Source organism: uncultured Thalassolituus sp. (assembly GCF_950066645.1).
In the GTDB taxonomy this organism is placed as follows: Bacteria; Pseudomonadota; Gammaproteobacteria; order Pseudomonadales; family Oceanobacteraceae; genus Thalassolituus.
In genome coordinates this window covers 70,566-88,496 of sequence record NZ_CATMFB010000003.1, presented here as the reverse complement: position 1 = coordinate 88,496, position 17,931 = coordinate 70,566, and the positions used below count along the sequence as shown (strand labels likewise).

The window sequence follows — 17,931 nt, the reverse complement described above, 5'->3', positions numbered from 1 at the left end:
AGTTGTACCTGTGAGTAGAGTAGTTCCGGCCATTATCGACGTAGAAGCCTCGGGGTTTGGCCGCGGCAGCTATCCGATTGAAATAGGATTCGCGCTTGAAGACCGTGAGGTTAAGAGCTGTCTGATCCTGCCCGCCGATAGCTGGACTCACTGGAGTGATGAGGCTGAAGCCATCCACGGCATTTCCCGTGATCAGTTGCGTGAAGAGGGTCTGAGCGTGCGCGACGTTGCCTTGTTTCTCAACGAGGAGTTACGTGGCAAAACTCTCTATTCCGACGCCTGGAGCTTTGACAGTTCCTGGATCGGTCGCCTGTTTGAAGAAGCGGAGCTGGTTCAGCGCTTTCGTATTGAGACCATCAATAAACTGCTGACCCCAGACCAGATGGAAAACTGGCAAGGCACGAAAAAAGATCTGTGGCAGGAGTTCAGCCTCAGTCGCCACCGTGCGGCCAATGACGTACGGGTCTTACAGGAGACTTTCCTGCGTGTTATTACCGCCTGAATTGTCGTGCCAGGAAAATTTTCTGGCATTTTCCCACCTTGTGGCAATTCGGGACATTCCTTCTTTTTAATCTGATTAAAATCAATTAATTCCGCCATTTTTGGCGACTTTTTCGCTCTGTGTCGCAGTGTGCCCCATTCTTCTGTTAGTCCAGGATCTGTGAAAATTTACCGTGTGTCGTATTTGGTCTATACCAATTGGCAGGATCGGGCCGGGTTTGTCACTCCTTTCCCGAAATGACATCTTTTTTGTAATAGACATATGTTTCACTCCTTAGCGGTCTGGAAAGACTTAAAACAACAAAAATGAAGGAGACACTATGAGTATCTGGGTAACCTGGCCCGGCCTGGTGAAATTCGGAACACTGGGAATCACCGCCGGTCTGCTGACGCTTGCTGTTGAACGTAACGAACTGTTTAAAAACAACCTGTTTGATTTTGAACGTTGGGACGAATACAACGCAGATATCGAATGTGACGAACGCAGTCTGACAGCCCGTCTTGAAGACGGTACCTGTAACATTCTGGAAAACCCTGCGGAAGGTTCTGTAAACCGCCGCTTTGGCCGTAACGTAGCACTCGATGCTGCACACGGTGAAACTGACACCTTACTTTCCCCGAATCCACGCGATATCAGTAACTCACTGATGGCACGTGACGAGTTCAAGCCTGCAACCACTCTGAACTTCGCCGCTGCTGCATGGATTCAGTTTATGACCCACGACTGGTTCAGCCATGGCGATGGTTCAACTGATGACTACATCGAAGTTGAGCTGCCAGAAGGCGATGCCCGTGGTACCGGGACTATCTCAATCCGTCGTACCCTGCCTGATCCGACCCGTATTGCTGCGGAAGATGAAGCAGGTCTGCCGGACGCATATCTGAACGAAAACACTCACTGGTGGGATGGTTCCCAGATTTACGGCAGCAACATTGAAACCACGAACTCACTGCGTGAGTTCCAGGGCGGTCGCCTGACGGTAAACTCCGATGGCTCACTGCCACGCGAGTTTTTCTCTGGTCTGCCACAGACTGGTTTTAACGACAACTGGTGGCTCGGTCTGAGCATGCTGCATCAGCTGTTTGTGAACGAACACAACACCATCGCGAACATGCTGGCGGCTAACTACCCAGACAAAGACGATCAGTGGCTGTTCGATAAAGCACGTCTGATCAACGCGGCCCTGATGGCGAAAATCCACACTGTGGAGTGGACGCCAGCCATTATCGCTAACCCAGTGACTGAGCGTGCGATGTACGCGAACTGGTGGGGTCTGGCAGGTAATCAGGAAGCGCGTGACAAGTACGCTGGCGAATTCGATAAGCTGGCAGAAGATCTTGCGAAATCTGATTCCTGGGTACGTACCATCCTGGGCTTTGATCCTAAAATGGAAGAAGCTCTGGACAGCGGCGCTGCGCTTGAGTGGGCTCTGACTGGTCTGGCAGGTGCGCGTAACTCAGATAACGCGGGTGTTCCTTTCACTCTGACTGAAGAGTTTGTGGCGGTATACCGTATGCACCCACTGCTGCGTGACACGGTTGACGTGTATGACGTGGGCTCGAACGTGGTGGCTGAGTCTATTCCTCTGACCGATACCCGTGATGCGAATGCTGAAGACATTCTGGATGATCAGGGCGCTGATCGCCTGTGGTACTCCTTCGGTGTGACTAACCCGGGTGCTCTGACTCTGCGCAACTACCCAGAGTTTATGCGTAACCTGTGGGTACCGGGCCGTGGTCTGCTGGATATGGCAACCATCGATGTTGTACGTGACCGTGAGCGTGGTGTGCCGCGTTATAACGAGTTCCGTCGCCAGATTGGTCTGAACCCGATCAATGACTTCACTGATCTGACTGATGATGCTGAGCTGGTTGCAGAAATGCGTCGTCTGTACGACAACGATGTTGAGAAGATTGATGCTCTGGTTGGTCAGCTGGCTGAAACCGTTCGTCCGGAAGGCTTCGGCTTTGGTGAGACTGCATTCCAGATCTTCATCATGAACGCATCACGTCGCATCATTACTGACCGTTTCTTCACTGAATACTACACGCCGGAAGTGTACACGCCAGAAGGTTACGACTGGGTTGAAAACACCACTATGGTCGACATCCTCAAGCGTCACTTCCCAAGCCTTGAGCTGTCTCTGGCGGGTGTGGATAACGCCTTCAAACCATGGGGTCTGAACATCCCGGCTGACTACGATAACTGGGCAGCCTGTGACAAGCAGTCTCTGCTGTGGACCAACGGTGTTAAGCGTACTGAATACGAAGCCGGTGAGCTTCCAGCGATTCCTGAAGTCGATATCGGTGGTCTGATCAGCAGCGTAATTTCTGACAAAGTGAAGTACGTTGGTGACGTAGCCCCTGCGGGTCACTCCAAGCCGATTCACCCTCACGGTGCAATGGCCAAAGTCAGCTTTAACTCTACCGGCAGCCACCCATACACAGGTGTCTTCGAAGGTAATGAGTGTGGTCTGCTGCGTCTGTCTGTGACTGGTGATCCTGCTGACCGGGGTTTCGCGCCTGGTTTCGCCTGGAAAACTCTGATCGACGGTAAGCCTTCAGAAAACATTTCTGCGCTTTACACACTGTCTGGCCAGGAAGATAACTACGACATCTTTGCGAACGAGCTGTCTAACTATGTCAGCCTCGAAAGCAACGATACTCTGGGTTCCAGCCTGCTGTTCTCATTCGTTACCAGCAAGCCAACCCTCGTAGTTGCCAACGCGATGTCCGAAACTCAGTCTGACGGTACTACAGAAGCTAACCCTGTGTCTCCGACTCAGGTGTACTTCGTACCAAGTGCTGAAGTCTCAGGTATGTTTGCCGAAGGCGAACATGACTTCCGTGACGACCTGCTGAGCCTGCCTGCAGGCACTAAACTGTATGACGTGTACGCGACCGATATGGAGATCAAGTCTTCTATCTGGGCGTCTAAGCAGCAGCGTCTGCAGAACGAGCGTCGCGCTGACGCCGTTAAGATCGGTGAGCTGGTAATGAACTCTGAGTTCACTACCTCGGTATTCGGTGATTCCGGTGTGTTCTTCAAACACCAGCGTTACGAAGACCGTTAATATTCAGAACTGAAATTTCTGAATAGTAAAAGCCGGGGCATGTCCCCGGCTTTTTTATGTCTTTTTGCTGCCGATGTGTTTTATTGGATAATCACGGAAATCAGGGAGAATATTCGTGGATATAACCGTTTTAAACGGAACAGAAATTCTGTCGGTGCTGGATGATCTGGCTGACCTCAGGATCAGAGTATTCCGTGATTTTCCGTATCTTTATGATGGATCTGCGGACTACGAAAAGAACTACCTTCAGACCTATCTCGATTGTGCTGACAGTATCGCCGTGCTGGCCTGGGATAAGGAACGTCTGGTGGGAGCGTCGACGGGCCTTCCTCTGGCTGCCGAGGTTGAGGCCTTCCGGCAGCCATTTGAGCAACAGCAGAAGGACGTCGGACAATACTTCTATTGCGCGGAGTCCGTTCTGTTGCCTGCCTATCGTGGTCGTGGCGTCTATCGCGAATTTTTCAAACAACGGGAAGGTCACGCTCTGAAGACGGGCGCATCGTACTCGGTGTTCTGTGCGGTAGTTCGTCCCGATGATCATCCGATGCGCCCTGAGGGGTACACCCCGCTCGACGGTGTCTGGCAGAACTTTGGCTATGCCCCGATGGTTGAGTGTCAGGCCGGGTTTGCGTGGCTTGATATCGGTGAGTCGGCAGAAAGCACAAAGAAGATGCAGTTCTACCTGAAGGCACTGTGACTGTGCGTAATGGTGCTTCCATGCTTGTAACTGGTGCGGTGCTTCACGCGATGGTATCCCTTGTTACATCTTTCTCTTTGTAAAAATTTCATCATTAACAATGGCTTACCGGTAATTCAGCCATCCTGTTCAGAACTGGCATACCTGTCGCTTACTAACTTGTATACAAGGTTGAATTCATTGGCGACGGGTTATGACAGCAGACACAGACACGATTGGATGGAACATCAGAGACTGGTCGCGCGCCTATCGAAACGGGGCTAGCCCTGAGCAATTGCTCGAACAGCTGCGCCGGCAGATAGAGCTTGATGAATTCAGCGACGGCGTACTCCGCCATGGCAGTGCCTGGATTTCACTTGTCAGTGACGTTGCTCTGCGTGATCAGCTTACACGGCTGTCTGAGCTGAAGCAGGAGGGCACGGAGCTGCCTCTGTACGGTGTTCCCTTTGCGGTAAAAGACAATATTGATGTGCGGGGGATGGCGACCACCGCTGCCTGCCCTGAATACAGTTATCAGCCCGATAGTGATGCCACTGCCGTACGCCTTCTGCGAGAGGCCGGCGCCATCGTACTGGGGAAAACAAATCTCGATCAGTTTGCGACAGGCCTGGTAGGAACCCGTTCCCCGTATGGTGCTGTCGCTAATGCGTTTAATGCTGACTACATTTCCGGGGGCTCCAGCTCTGGGTCAGCCACGGCAGTGGCTATGGGGCAGGTGGCTTTTTCTCTGGGGACCGACACCGCCGGATCAGGCCGGGTGCCGGCCGGTTTCAATCATATCGTCGGTATGAAGGCATCGGTGGGCGCGATCAGCACCACTGGCGTTGTGCCAGCCTGTCGCAGTCTGGATTGCGTTTCTGTTTTTGCACTGAATGCTGCAGACGCTGATGTGGTTCTGCAGGTGTGTGCACAGCCTGATCCTGCGGATGCATATTCCCGCAGTCGTACTATGGTTCCGAATAAAAGAATCCGCACTCTCGGCATTCCTGCTGCGCCTTCCTGGTTCGGTGATGAGGTGCAGGAATCTGCGTTTCAGAAAGCGTGTGAGCGCGCAGAGGATGCGGGGTTTCAGGTAAAGCAGATCGACTTCTCACCGATGACCGAACTGGCCGAACTTCTGTATCAGGGCCCCTGGGTTTCAGAGCGCTACGCCGCTGTCGGTGAATTTCTCCAGCAGGATCACCCGGGCATTAACCCTGTGGTGAAAGCGATTATTCATTCAGGCGCTGAGCCCACGGCGGTGTCGGCGTTTAAGGCTGAGTACCGACGCAAGGCTCTGCAGTCAGAAATTCATGCCATGTTCAGCACGGTGGACGCGTTTCTGGTGCCGACGACACCGCGTTTTCCATTAACAGCCGAGGTCGACGCTGCGCCGGTAGAGGTCAACAGCCAGCTTGGGACCTACACCAATTTTGTGAATCTCGCAGATCTCGCAGCGATTGCGTTGCCTGCAGACATGCGCACTGATGGTCTGCCGTTCGGCATTACCGTGATCGCACCGGCCTGGAGCGATCTGTCGTTGTCACAGTTTGCTGCGCACTGGCAGGCTCATCTGGCATTGCCAGAGGCACCGGTCATGCTCGGCAGGAAAAGCGACACCTCGGTGGTGGTTGCAGTCGTGGGCGCGCATCTGACCGGTATGCCCCTGAACCATCAGCTGACCAGTCGTCACGCGGTACTGCTGGAGCAGACACTGACGGCCAGAAAATACCAACTGTATGCACTGGCGAATACGGTTCCCCCTAAGCCTGGTCTGGTCAGACTCAGCGACGACGCTCTTTCTGAAACGGTGGGACACTCGCTGATTGTCGAGCTGTGGCGGATGGACGTGTCAGCCTTCGGTGCATTTGTTGAGGAAATACCACAGCCTTTGGGTATTGGTACGCTTGAGCTGGTGGATGGTCGCAAGGTGAAAGGGTTTATCTGCGAGCCGGAGGCGGTATCAAGCGCAACAGATATCAGCCACTTTGGCGGCTGGCGCGCTTATATTCAGCATCTTAAGGCGCAGGGCTGAGCTGATATGACGTCCGCAGCGCGTACGACCAATATTGCCGAGCGGATATATCAGCAACTTAAACTCGATATTTTTGATTTTCAGCTGTTGCCGGGTGACAGGTTCAGCGAAAGTGAAATTGCGCGACGCATGTCCGCTTCCCGGACTCCCGTGCGCGAAGCCCTGTATCGCCTGGAGCGTGATGGATATGTGCAGGTGCACTTTCGCAGTGGCTGGCAGGTGAGGCCATTCGATTTTCAATATTTTGAAGATCTGTACGACGTACGGATTTTACTGGAAGCCGAAGCCGTCAGGCGTTTGTGTGAAGACAAAGACAGAGAGGGTCGGTTGGCCGGATTAATGACAATCTGGTGCTGCCGGCCAGAGCAGCGCAGCCATGACAGCAGCGAGGTTGCTTTCCTGGATGAAGAATTTCATTTTGGCCTGCTGGAGTGCGGGCAAAATCAGGAAATGGCAGCGATCCATCGCAGCGTCTGTGAGCGCCTCAGGATTATTCGTCGTCTGGACTTTACTCAGAAAGGTCGGATCGAAGCGACGTACAAGGAACACAGTGAAATACTGGACGATATCTGCCATGGAAGGCGGGACAAAGTCGTTAATCATCTGAAGAAACATATCGAAATCAGTAAAAACACAGTCAGGGAAATCACACTGCACAGAATTCAGGAAGCAAGAAAGCGTTATGCGGAAGATAAAAATATGGATATGCCCCCAAAAGTGACGTAATTAAATCCATCTGAACCATTGTGGTGCACACCTTTTTCTATCTCTTCAAAAATGCAGGGATTGGCTTTCTTATGGCCGGAAAAGCGGGTTTTTGGTCTGAAAATAGCGCTTAAAACTGGTATGCCAATTGCTCACTTATCTGCGAGTTCGATACCTGGCCAGAGAGCCAATATAAATCCGGAACTTCATAAAAGAAGATAAAAGGAAATAATGATGAAAAAGACAGACCTCAACGCACTTGGGAAAGTAACTAAATTTATCGGTATGACTGCACTGGCAGCAGGTGTAAGCCTGGCACATGCCGCTGATGACACCATCAAGGTTGGTGTTCTGCACTCCCTTTCCGGCACGATGGCGATTTCTGAGACCACTCTGAAAGATACCGTGCTGATGATGGTAGAAGAGCAGAACAAGAAAGGCGGCCTGCTGGGTAAGAAACTGGAAGCGGTTGTTGTTGATCCTGCGTCAAACTGGCCTCTGTTCGCCGAAAAAACCCGTGAGCTTCTGGAAAAAGAAGACGTTGATGTGATTTTCGGCTGCTGGACATCTGTTTCCCGTAAGTCTGTACTCCCGGTGGTTGAAGAGCTGAACGGCCTGCTGTTCTACCCGGTACAGTACGAAGGCGAAGAGTCTTCTTACAATGTGTTCTACACAGGTGCAGCGCCTAACCAGCAGGCCATTCCTGCGGTGGATTACCTGATCAACGATCTCGGTGTAGAGCGCTTTGTTCTGGCTGGTACTGACTACGTGTATCCACGTACTACCAACAAAATTCTGGAAAGCTACCTCAAGTCTAAAGGTGTTGATGCCAAAGACATCATGATCAATTACACGCCTTTCGGTCACAGCGACTGGCAGACGATCGTATCTGATGTGAAAAAATTCGGCAGCGCGGGTAAGAAAACTGCGGTTGTTTCTACCATTAACGGTGATGCGAACGTTCCTTTCTACAAAGAACTCGCAAACCAGGGGGTGAAGTCTGAAGACATCCCTGTGGTTGCCTTCTCTGTAGGTGAAGAAGAACTGTCTGGTTTTGATACTGCGCCTCTCGTTGGTCACCTGGCGGCGTGGAACTACTTCCAGAGCGCTGAAAGCGATCAGAATGAAGAGTTTATCGAGCAATGGCACAAGTACATTGGCAGTGAGAAGCGTGTGACCAATGACCCGATGGAAGCGACTTATATTGGCTTCAATATGTGGGCAAAAGCGGTTGAAAAAGCAGGCTCTGAAGAGGTCGATAAAGTACGTACCGCTATGTACGGCATCGAAGTACCTAACCTGACAGGTGGTACTGCGGTCATGAACGTAAACCATCACCTGTCTAAGCCAGTGCTGATTGGTGAAATTCAGGAAGACGGTCAGTTTGAAATCGTCTGGGCGACCGATGAGGAAGTTCCGGGTGATGCATGGACCGACTATCTGCCAGAAAGCAAGAACCTGATCTCTGACTGGACGGCTCCGGTTAACTGCGGCAACTACAACACAGTGACTAAGTCCTGTGGCGGTGCAGTAGCGACTGGCGAGTAATCACGTCCTGAGGCGGAAGGCTTCTCCTTCCGCCTTTTTCGTGCCCTGATACTTTTCTATTCCGGATGTCATAATGCTTTCAGTATTCCGACAGGTAATGCTGTATCTGGCCGTTCTGTGTTGTGCAGTTAACGCCCATGCCGCAGCAGATTCCATGAAACCCGATACAGAGCTGCACGCCCTTGCGCAACAGCTGATCGATGCCGGCTTTCGTGAAAAAAAAGCGCTGACAGAAGCGCTGGTCGAAATTAACGACCCTAAAACCCTCGAATTTTCGCAGGTCATGGTGAATGGTGACCTGTACTACCGCAAAGACGATCGTGTTGTCGTCATCAAAGGCGAAGATAAGATAACGTCGTTTTTTAATGGCGAAGTGATTGAGATTGCGAGTAGCCGCGATATTAAAAAAATCAGCGTAAATAATTCATTACGTACGATTCTTCGTTCCGGTATCGCCAGGCTTCAGATTTTTTCTCCGGTCGCGTCAGTACGCAAGCAGGCGGCCGTTAATCTGTTGAAATCTGCAGACGACATTGACAGCGTTACCCTCAGCCGGGCGATGGCTGAAGAAAAAAATTCAGAAGTAAAAGATATCCTGTCGCTGGTGCAAGGCATTAAATCCCTGGAATCTGGTGACAGCGCTACCCGTCTTGCCGGGATTGATGCACTGGCGGGGTCTCTGTATCCCGACGTGCGGGGAGCATTGGCTAACTTTGTGCGTGCGGCAGAGTCTGACGGACGAGCATCTGAAGTAAAAGCCGCGACCGACGCACTGGAAAAAATTGAAGACCTGTTGCGCGTTAACGCCGTCATCGAAAACCTCTATTTCGGTCTGGCTCTCGGCGCGGTACTGTTACTGGCGGCGATTGGTCTGGCCATTACCTTCGGGGTGATGGGTGTGATCAATATGGCTCACGGCGAAATGATTATGCTGGGTGCTTACACCACTTATGTGGTTCAGCAGCTGATGCCTGATCATATCGGCCTGTCTCTGGCCGTCGCTATTCCCGCAGCATTTCTGGTCAGTGGACTGGTGGGGGTTGCGATTGAACGCGGTGTGATCCGTCACCTCTACGGACGCCCGTTAGAGACTCTGCTGGCCACGTTTGGTATCAGTCTGGTGCTGCAGCAGGCAGTACGTTCTATTTTCAGCCCGCTTAACCGTGAAGTGGCAACGCCCGACTGGATGGCAGGCACCTTTATGATTAACCCTGCTCTCGAGCTTACGTACAACCGCCTTTACATCATTATCTTCAGTCTGGTCGTACTTGCTTTGCTGGCTCTGGTTCTGAAGCGCACGCTTTTTGGTCTGCAGATGCGGGCCGTCACCATGAACCGTCCGATGGCCAGCTCGATGGGTATCAGAACGGGTTGGGTCGATGCGCTGACCTTTGGTCTCGGGTCGGGCATTGCGGGCATCGCAGGTGTTGCCCTGTCTCAGCTCACTAATGTGGGGCCAAACATGGGGCAGGCCTACATCATTGACTCCTTTATGGTGGTCGTCTTCGGTGGTGTCGGCAATCTGTGGGGGACGCTCGTGGGTGCCATGTCACTCGGGGTTGTGAATAAGCTGCTGGAACCCTGGGCGGGCGCGGTCGTCGCTAAGATCCTGGTTCTGGTATTTATCATTCTGTTTATTCAGAAGCGCCCGCGTGGATTGTTCGCGCTCAAGGGGCGTGCGGCGGATATGGGTTAAGGAGCTGTTATGTCACAGGAAATTAAAGGTGGCCCACTGACCCGCCTGATCATGAATGACAAAGCTGGCCGGAAACTGCTTCTGGTGCTGTTACTGGTATCTGTGTTGGTGCCTCTCAGTAACCTGCTGGTCCCTGAAGGGTCGCTTTTTCACGTCTCGACCTTCACTATGACTCTGTTGGGTAAATATCTTTGCTATGCCCTGCTGGCAGTCGCGGTGGATCTGATCTGGGGTTACTGCGGTATTCTCAGTCTGGGTCACGGCGCCTTCTTTGCGCTGGGTGGCTATGCCATGGGTATGTATCTGATGCGCCAGATTGGCGACCGGGGTGTGTATGCTAACCCTGAGCTGCCTGACTTTATGGTGTTCCTGAACTGGACCGAGCTGCCGTGGTACTGGCAGGGATTCGATCAGTTCTGGTTCGCCATGATTATGGTTCTGGCTGCCCCCGGATTGCTGGCATTTGTTTTCGGGGTTCTGGCATTCCGTTCACGCGTCACCGGGGTATATCTCTCGATCATTACCCAGGCACTGACGTACGCCTTGTTGCTGGCTTTCTTCCGCAATGACATGGGCTTTGGTGGCAACAACGGCCTGACCGACTTTAAAGACATTCTGGGCTTTGACCTCCAGGCCGATACCACCCGTGCGGCGTTATTCTTTGCCTCGGGCATCGCACTGATCGGCGGCTACCTCATCAGTCGTTTTATCGTCACATCGAAACTGGGGCGGGTACTTGTCGCTATCCGCGACAGTGAATCCCGTGCACGTTTTCTGGGCTATCGCGTTGAGTGGTACAAACTCTTCGTCTTCGTTGTGTCTTCCATGCTTGCCGGTGTGGCAGGTGCTTTGTATGTGCCGCAGGTCGGGATTATTAATCCGGGAGAGTTCGCGCCGATTAATTCCATCGAGATAATTATCTGGGTTGCCGTTGGTGGTCGCGGAACACTCTATGGTGCCGTGATCGGAGCGGTGCTGGTGAACTATGCGAAAACCTATTTTACAGGCGCCTTTGCCGAGCTGTGGTTGTTTATGCTGGGCGGCCTGTTTGTTCTGACAACGCTGTATCTGCCGAAAGGTGTGGTTGGGCTCTGGGCCCAGATACAGGAGAAACGGCGTAGCTCCTCTGGGGGCCCTGGCGGCGGGCAGAGTGCGACTGCGGAGGGCAAAGTATGAGTATCGCAACACCAAAACATATTGATCATCCGACCGTACTTTATATGAACGGTGTCAGTGTCAGCTTCGATGGCTTTAAAGCGCTGAACTCGCTGTCACTGTTTATCGAGCCGGGAGAAATGCGGGCCATTATCGGCCCTAACGGTGCGGGCAAAACCACCATGATGGATGTTATTACCGGGAAAACCCGACCAGACTCCGGCACGATTCTGTTCAACGATAAAGAAGATCTCACCCGGTATGACGAAGCTCAGGTTGCCAATATGGGGGTGGGTCGGAAATTTCAAAAACCGAGTGTGATCGAAAGCCTGACTGTCTTCGAAAATATCGAAATGTCTCTGAAGGGCGGACGTTCTGTCTGGCAGGCTCTGGTGCATAAACTGACGCCGGCACGCCAGGAGAAAATCGACGAGATTCTCGACCTGATCGATCTGAAAGATCGTCAGCATGAAGAGGCCGGAAGTCTGTCGCATGGTCAGAAGCAATGGTTGGAGATCGGTATGTTACTGGGGCAGGAGCCCGAGTTACTCCTGATTGATGAGCCTGCTGCTGGCATGACTGACGAAGAAACCATGAAGACCGCCGAGCTTTTTAAACGCTTGGCGAAAAAGCATTCACTGATGGTCGTCGAGCATGACATGGACTTTATCGAAGCTCTCGATTGTAAAGTGACCGTGCTGCATGAAGGTCGGGTGCTGGCCGAAGGGAGCCTTGAAACTGTTAAGGCAAATCAGGAAGTTATCGAAGTGTATCTGGGGCGCTGATATGTTGACCGTAAATAATCTGAACGTCGCATACGGTGCCAGTCAGGCACTCTATAACGTGGCAATGACCGCTGAGCCTGGCAAGGTGACCTGTGTGCTTGGGCGTAATGGTGTGGGTAAGACAACTCTGATGAAGTCGCTGTCAGGGCACCTTACCCCCGTGTCCGGTGATATTCTCTGGGAAGGAAAAAGCCTGCTCGCCATGGCGCCATATGATCGGGCCAAAGCCGGGATCGCGTATGTTCCGCAGGGGCGCGATATATTTCCGCAGCTGACGGTTGAAGAAAACCTTCAGACGGCTTTCTCGGCCCTGCCTCGTGCGCAGCGCTTTATCGACCCCGAAGTCTACGCCTTGTTTCCTGTGCTGCAGAAGATGCTGAAGCGACGTGGTGGCGACCTGTCTGGCGGCCAGCAGCAACAGCTCGCGATTGCTCGGGCCTTGTTACTACGTCCAAAGATGCTGATTCTGGATGAACCTACAGAAGGTATTCAGCCGTCCATCATTAAAGACATTGGTCGGGTGATTAAGCTGCTCCGAGATCGCGGCGAAATGGCCATTGTTCTGGTGGAACAGTATCTGGACTTTGCCAAAGAGCTGGCGGATGAATTTATTATCCTGGAGCGGGGTCGGGTTGTGAGTCAGGGGACGGGTGAAGAGCTTGAACACTCGGAGGAAGCGAAGGAGCTGCTGGCTATTTAACAGTAATCACAAAGCAGTCGCAAAAAAAAGCGGCCAACAGGCCGCTTCTTATATATGAATCAGCAGATCACTCCGCCTCAAGCTTCGCCAGACGTTCTTCTAACTCCGCCAGACGCGCATTGGTACGGCGCAGAACCTCGCTCTGTACCTCAAACTCTTCCCGGGTAACCAGGTTGGCGTTGGTAATCAGACTCTGCAGTTGAGACTGCAGCGCCAGCTTGATATCGGAAGACAGACCTGCAAAAGGAGTCTGTTGCAGCATCTGTTCGACTTTAGAGCGGATTGCCTCGGGTTTCATCATTCTGAATCGCCTTCATCAAAGTTTCCCGCAATGGTAACAGAAACGCGCTGAACTCTGTTGGATCAGTTTTTAACCACTAAGCCACTCTTTGGTGCACGATTTCAGCCTCTATCACCTGTTAGTTGGCTGGTTTACGCCAACTAGTCCGATGGGAATGCAACTTGGTGTGCATTATTGCACCAATATTGAACACACCCTGCTTTTGCTGTGTTAAAAAATGGTGCCCCGCTAGGCTCTGTGCCCTGTTTTGGTGGCTCGAAAAGCTCACTTTTCACTAAAAAAATCCGTAAGTCATTGATTTTAATGGTGAATAGTAAAGTTGGCACGCCACCTGCTATAGCTTTGACACAGAAATAAAACGGTGCGTTAAAGCATCGGAATACCAACAGCTACTATATAAAACCTGATAAAGGAAAAAGAACGATGAAAAAACTGACTAAAGCAATCGCTCTGGCTGGTGTAATGACTGCAGGTGTAACTGGTTCCCAGTTCGCTCAGGCTGAAGTCGAAGTGTCAGCTTCTGCTTCTGTTGCGAGCATGTACCTGTGGCGTGGTATGGACCTGGGTAATGGTTCTCCAGCGGTATCCGGCGACATCACTGTTTCTACCGGCGGTGCATACGCAACAATGTGGACGTCAAGTGGTGACTCTGCTGCTGGGAATGAGTATGACCTGGCTCTGGGATACGGCGGCGAACTGGAAGGTTTCTCTTACGATGTTTCCATCTGGACTTATGTCTATCCAAGCGCTGGCAACTTCGCTTACTACGATCCGACTGATGAAGACGACAATGACATCCCGGATATTCTGGAATCAGACACAAGCGGCAACACTTTCTCTCTGTCTGAAATGATTGTCTCGCTGGGTTATGAAGGTGCTTCCTTCTCTTATTATTACCCAGTGTCCAGCAATCCTAACGATTACAGCTACATGACTCTGGGCTACGGCGCTGGTGCTTTCAGCGGTATGGTTGGTATCACGATGGTTGAAGATGATGATGGTGAAGATGCTGGTTACACTCACCTGGATCTGAGCTACGCATTCAACGATAGCCTCTCATTCACTGCGAGCAAAGTAGTTGCTGAAGACGAAGAAGACTCTTACGACGACGATCTGAAATTCGTTGTGTCTTACAGCCTGCCTATCGAGTAATAACACGCTACAATAGCCCGTGCCCCCGCACGGGCTATCTGATACCTCATTAATAACGGAAGGGGTTTTCTATGAAACTCATTACTGCTGTGGTTAAGCCGTTCAAACTGGACGATGTGCGTGAAGCACTGTCTGAGATCGGCGTACAGGGCATCACAGTGACTGAAGTGAAAGGCTTTGGTCGCCAGAAAGGTCACACTGAACTGTACCGTGGTGCTGAATACGTGGTGGATTTTCTGCCAAAAGTAAAAATTGAAGTAGCGGTTGCTGAAGACCTGACTGAAAAGGTTATCGAAGCAATCACTAAAGCTGCGAATACCGGCAAAATCGGCGATGGCAAAATCTTTGTCACCAGCCTTGAGCAGGTTATCCGTATCCGTACCGGTGAAACTGGCGCTGACGCGCTGTAATTCGCCACACCATTGATAACAGAGCCTGATGCGGGGGGCTTAATAAATGGAAAATCAAATTTACGATCTTCAATACGCCATGGACACCTTTTACTTTCTGGTGTGTGGCGCATTAGTAATGTGGATGGCGGCAGGTTTCGCCATGCTCGAAGCGGGTCTGGTCCGCTCTAAAAATACCACTGAAATTCTGACTAAGAACGTCGCCCTGTTCGCGATCGCATGTACTATGTACCTGATCTGCGGCTACGAAATCATGTACGGCGGCGGTTACTTCCTGAGCGGCACTGACAGTGTTGCTTCTATGACTGATGAAGCAGTTGCAGGCGTTCTGGCTGCACAGGCTGACTTCCGTAACGGTGTTGAAGACGCTGGCCTGCCATACTCTGGCGCTTCTGACTTCTTCTTCCAGGTAGTGTTCGTTGCGACTGCAATGTCTATCGTTTCTGGTGCAGTTGCTGAGCGTATGAAGCTGTGGGCTTTCCTGGCATTTGCTGTTGTGATGACTGGTTTCATCTACCCAATGGAAGGTGCTTGGACCTGGGGCGGTGCTTCTGTATTCGGTATGTACGAACTGAACTACTCTGACTACGCAGGTTCCGGTATCGTTCACATGGCGGGTGCTGCTGCTGCTCTGGCTGGTGTACTGCTGCTGGGCGCACGTAAAGGCAAATACGGCCCTAACGGTGAAGTCCGCGCGATTCCTGGTGCAAACCTGCCGCTGGCAACTCTGGGTACCTTCATCCTGTGGATGGGTTGGTTCGGCTTCAACGGTGGTTCTACTCTGCAGCTGTCTGGCGTTGGCGTAGCTAACGAAGTGGCTTCAGTATTCCTGAACACCAACGCTGCTGCATCTGGCGGTCTGATTGCTGCACTGATCACTGCATACGTGCTGTTCCGTAAAGCTGACCTGACTATGGCCCTGAACGGTGCACTGGCTGGTCTGGTTGCAATCACTGCAGAGCCTGCTGATCCATCTCCGTTCCTGGCGACCCTGATCGGTGCTGCGGGTGGTGTTCTGGTTGTTCTGTCTATCCTGACTCTGGATAAACTGAAAATTGACGATCCAGTAGGTGCTATCTCTGTACACGGTGTTGTTGGTCTGTGGGGTATCTTCGCGGTACTGCTGTCTGACTCTGACGCGACCTTCATGGGTCAGCTGGTAGGCGCACTGACCATCTTCGTCTGGGTATTCGTAGCTTCTGCCATCGTATGGATGCTGCTGAAAGCCATCATGGGTCTGCGCGTTAGCGAAGAGCATGAGTACGAAGGCGTTGATATTGCTGAGTGTGGTATGGAAGCTTACCCAGAGTTCACCAGCAAGTAAGCTGAACTCTGACAGCAAGGACGCTGTGAAAAAGAAAGCCGGTCATCTGACCGGCTTTTTTTTTGCGTGTTGTTCACGTATCAGATTACATAAAGTCGCTGCGGAACATCCGGTTATGATGCTTAAATCAGTTGGCCGAAGGTATTAACTGGAGGAAGTATGGGGGCGGGTTTCAAAGGAGAGAGCCGGTATGATCTCTAAGATTCAAATGGCGTATCTGTGGCTTGTTACTGAAGTCATCGTTATAGCCGGTACCTACGTTCTGTTTGGAAGCCTCATAATTCCAGCAGTTGGGCTTTTTATCTTTTATATTTCAGGCATGTATTTTCTGTCACGGGATTATGCCTGTGAGCTCTGCCAAAAAAACATCTGGGCCAATTTTCCGGAAAAGGGGAATCCATTTACTTATGTACTTTTCAGAGGGAAATGCCCGAATTGTGAGGGGCATGGGTGATACCGTGTTCGAGTGGCATCAGACAGTTTTTCAGGGGTGACGTGTCCGAGGGATTACGACAACCCTATCAGAAAATAAAAAAACGGGGCGAAAGCCCCGTTTTTTTATTCGAAATAATAAGCTTCGAGATCCTTTTCCAGACGCTTGCGCTCAAGATGAGCTTCGATTGCGCGTCGCGCGATCAGCTTCTTCGACATATTGCATTCTTTATTCACAACAACATTGCCGTCGTGGTCAAAAGAAACGCTTTCTTCAAGTTCGATAGCTTTTGCGGTTTCCATAGTTTCTTGTTCCCGTCTGATCACTGATCCAGTGTGATTCTGCTTATTATTGTTTGCAGAAAGATGACAAATTACGGCTCGGGAGGCTACTGCCTTATGCGGCCATTGGGCAGCTTCGTCCTGCTTGGGAGAGTTATCGGCCGGGTGTTAGAAAACTTCAGTGACAGTAGAATTTCAGTGGCGCAAATCGTCTCGGAAGGACGTTAGCTTTCAATCCGCAGTGATTTGATGCTGCGTTTGATAGCGTTGAGGTGTGCTGAAAAATCCGGGCCACGTCGTTGCGTCACTGCGACAGCCAGCATGTCGATGATCATCAGGTGAGCAATACGCGACGTCATTGGGATGAATTTATCGGTGTCTTCTTCGATGTTGATAAACACTGGGATGTCGGCGGCTTCGCTGAGCGGCGTATTCTGTGGTGCGAAGCTGATTACTGTTGCGCCGTGTTGTTGGGCGAGTTCAACTGAGTGCATCAGGTCGCGGGTGCGACCGCTCTGAGATATGGCCACGACGACGTCTTCATCACCCAGGGTGACGGCTGACATTGCCTGCATGTGTGGGTCGCTGTAGGCGGCGGTGGCCACCTGAAGACGGAAGAATTTGTGCTGGGCGTCGGTAGCGACGGCACCGGAGGCTCCAAAACCATAAAATTCAAGCCGCCGGGCGGTACTGATGGCCTGGGCTGCTGCGCTGATCTGCGCGGGTCTCAGTTGGTTCTTGATCTGGTTGAGTCGCTGAATAGTGGTATCGGCGATCTTCGAGCAGATATCTTCGATGCTGTCGTCTTCGGCAATGGCGAACTGGCCGATGTTCCGGGCGACGGCCATTTCCTGTGCGATATGAACCTTGAACTCCTGAAAACCATTGCACCCGATGGCACGACAGAAGCGCACTATGGTCGGCTCACTGACCTGAGCTTCCTGCGCGAGGTCGACAATGCGCATGTGCATCACCTGTTCAGGCTGTTGTAGCACGAAATCCGCTACCTTTACCTCTGACTTGCGCAGGGTCGGGCGGGCGGCTTCGATTTCGGCGAGCACGGGGTGGTTTTTCACGGTTTGTATCTCACGGCTGGTTGTCCCGATTATACGAAGCATTTTCCAGAAGGACACTCCATTCTGGTAGACTGGCGCT

General features: G+C 51.8%; 17 protein-coding genes. 14 read left to right on the top strand and 3 right to left on the bottom strand.

Annotated features, from left to right (window positions below; genetic code table 11):
- Window positions 1-10: 10 nt before the first annotated feature.
- From Q1L85_RS03920 to urtE, 10 genes are all read left to right on the top strand, one after another.
- Window positions 11-502 carry a hypothetical protein gene (locus tag Q1L85_RS03920; protein ID WP_300426705.1) on the top strand — a complete coding sequence of 164 codons (492 nt, stop codon included), beginning with the start codon at window positions 11-13 and terminating at the stop codon, window positions 500-502.
- Window positions 503-821: 319 nt separating this feature from the next.
- Window positions 822-3,575, top strand: a complete 2,754-nt coding sequence (locus Q1L85_RS03915; protein WP_300426704.1) for a peroxidase family protein — start codon at window positions 822-824, stop codon at window positions 3,573-3,575.
- Between the two features lie 115 nt (window positions 3,576-3,690).
- Window positions 3,691-4,272 carry a GNAT family N-acetyltransferase gene (locus tag Q1L85_RS03910; protein ID WP_300426703.1) on the top strand — a complete coding sequence of 194 codons (582 nt, stop codon included), beginning with the start codon at window positions 3,691-3,693 and terminating at the stop codon, window positions 4,270-4,272.
- Between the two features lie 193 nt (window positions 4,273-4,465).
- Window positions 4,466-6,286: an allophanate hydrolase gene (gene atzF / locus Q1L85_RS03905; RefSeq protein ID WP_300426702.1), complete on the top strand. Its 1,821-nt coding sequence runs from the start codon at window positions 4,466-4,468 to the stop codon at window positions 6,284-6,286.
- Window positions 6,287-6,292: 6 nt separating this feature from the next.
- A complete protein-coding gene (locus Q1L85_RS03900; protein ID WP_300426701.1) occupies window positions 6,293-7,012 on the top strand; it encodes a GntR family transcriptional regulator in 720 nt (239 codons plus the stop codon).
- Between the two features lie 264 nt (window positions 7,013-7,276).
- Window positions 7,277-8,539 carry an urea ABC transporter substrate-binding protein gene (urtA, locus tag Q1L85_RS03895; RefSeq protein WP_300426709.1) on the top strand — a complete coding sequence of 421 codons (1,263 nt, stop codon included), beginning with the start codon at window positions 7,277-7,279 and terminating at the stop codon, window positions 8,537-8,539.
- A gap of 73 nt (window positions 8,540-8,612) precedes the next feature.
- On the top strand, window positions 8,613-10,235 hold the full coding sequence (gene urtB, locus Q1L85_RS03890; RefSeq protein ID WP_300426699.1) for an urea ABC transporter permease subunit UrtB: 1,623 nt from the start codon (window positions 8,613-8,615) through the stop codon (window positions 10,233-10,235).
- 9 nt (window positions 10,236-10,244) lie between these two features.
- Window positions 10,245-11,411 carry an urea ABC transporter permease subunit UrtC gene (gene urtC, locus Q1L85_RS03885; RefSeq protein WP_300426697.1) on the top strand — a complete coding sequence of 389 codons (1,167 nt, stop codon included), beginning with the start codon at window positions 10,245-10,247 and terminating at the stop codon, window positions 11,409-11,411.
- Window positions 11,408-12,175: an urea ABC transporter ATP-binding protein UrtD gene (urtD, locus tag Q1L85_RS03880; RefSeq protein WP_300426696.1), complete on the top strand. Its 768-nt coding sequence runs from the start codon at window positions 11,408-11,410 to the stop codon at window positions 12,173-12,175. Before urtC ends, urtD begins: the two co-directional genes overlap by 4 nt.
- Before the next feature lies 1 nt (window position 12,176).
- Window positions 12,177-12,875: an urea ABC transporter ATP-binding subunit UrtE gene (gene urtE / locus Q1L85_RS03875; protein ID WP_300426695.1), complete on the top strand. Its 699-nt coding sequence runs from the start codon at window positions 12,177-12,179 to the stop codon at window positions 12,873-12,875.
- A 67-nt stretch (window positions 12,876-12,942) separates the two neighbouring features.
- On the opposite strand, the gene Q1L85_RS03870 is transcribed toward urtE, so the two are convergent.
- On the bottom strand, window positions 12,943-13,176 hold the full coding sequence (locus Q1L85_RS03870) for an accessory factor UbiK family protein (protein WP_300426694.1): 234 nt from the start codon (window positions 13,174-13,176) through the stop codon (window positions 12,943-12,945).
- A 423-nt stretch (window positions 13,177-13,599) separates the two neighbouring features.
- On the opposite strand from Q1L85_RS03870, the gene Q1L85_RS03865 reads away from it, so the two are divergent.
- The 4 genes from Q1L85_RS03865 (at window position 13,600) to Q1L85_RS03850 (ending at window position 16,516) form a co-directional block, all read left to right on the top strand.
- Window positions 13,600-14,328, top strand: coding sequence for a TorF family putative porin (locus Q1L85_RS03865; RefSeq protein WP_300426693.1), 729 nt, complete (start codon window positions 13,600-13,602; stop codon window positions 14,326-14,328).
- A 71-nt stretch (window positions 14,329-14,399) separates the two neighbouring features.
- Window positions 14,400-14,738, top strand: coding sequence for a P-II family nitrogen regulator (gene glnK / locus Q1L85_RS03860; RefSeq protein WP_300426692.1), 339 nt, complete (start codon window positions 14,400-14,402; stop codon window positions 14,736-14,738).
- A gap of 46 nt (window positions 14,739-14,784) precedes the next feature.
- Window positions 14,785-16,062 carry an ammonium transporter gene (locus tag Q1L85_RS03855; RefSeq protein ID WP_300426690.1) on the top strand — a complete coding sequence of 426 codons (1,278 nt, stop codon included), beginning with the start codon at window positions 14,785-14,787 and terminating at the stop codon, window positions 16,060-16,062.
- Window positions 16,063-16,252: 190 nt separating this feature from the next.
- A complete protein-coding gene (locus Q1L85_RS03850) occupies window positions 16,253-16,516 on the top strand; it encodes a hypothetical protein (RefSeq protein ID WP_300426689.1) in 264 nt (87 codons plus the stop codon).
- Between the two features lie 104 nt (window positions 16,517-16,620).
- Here Q1L85_RS03850 and Q1L85_RS03845 read toward each other — a convergent pair whose 3' ends face one another.
- Together Q1L85_RS03845 and Q1L85_RS03840 are read right to left on the bottom strand one after the other, a co-directional pair.
- Window positions 16,621-16,797 carry a PA3496 family putative envelope integrity protein gene (locus Q1L85_RS03845; protein ID WP_300426688.1) on the bottom strand — a complete coding sequence of 59 codons (177 nt, stop codon included), beginning with the start codon at window positions 16,795-16,797 and terminating at the stop codon, window positions 16,621-16,623.
- Between the two features lie 203 nt (window positions 16,798-17,000).
- Entirely contained in the window at window positions 17,001-17,894 is an 894-nt protein-coding gene (locus Q1L85_RS03840) for an SIS domain-containing protein (protein ID WP_300426687.1), read from the bottom strand.
- Window positions 17,895-17,931: the final 37 nt, after the last annotated feature.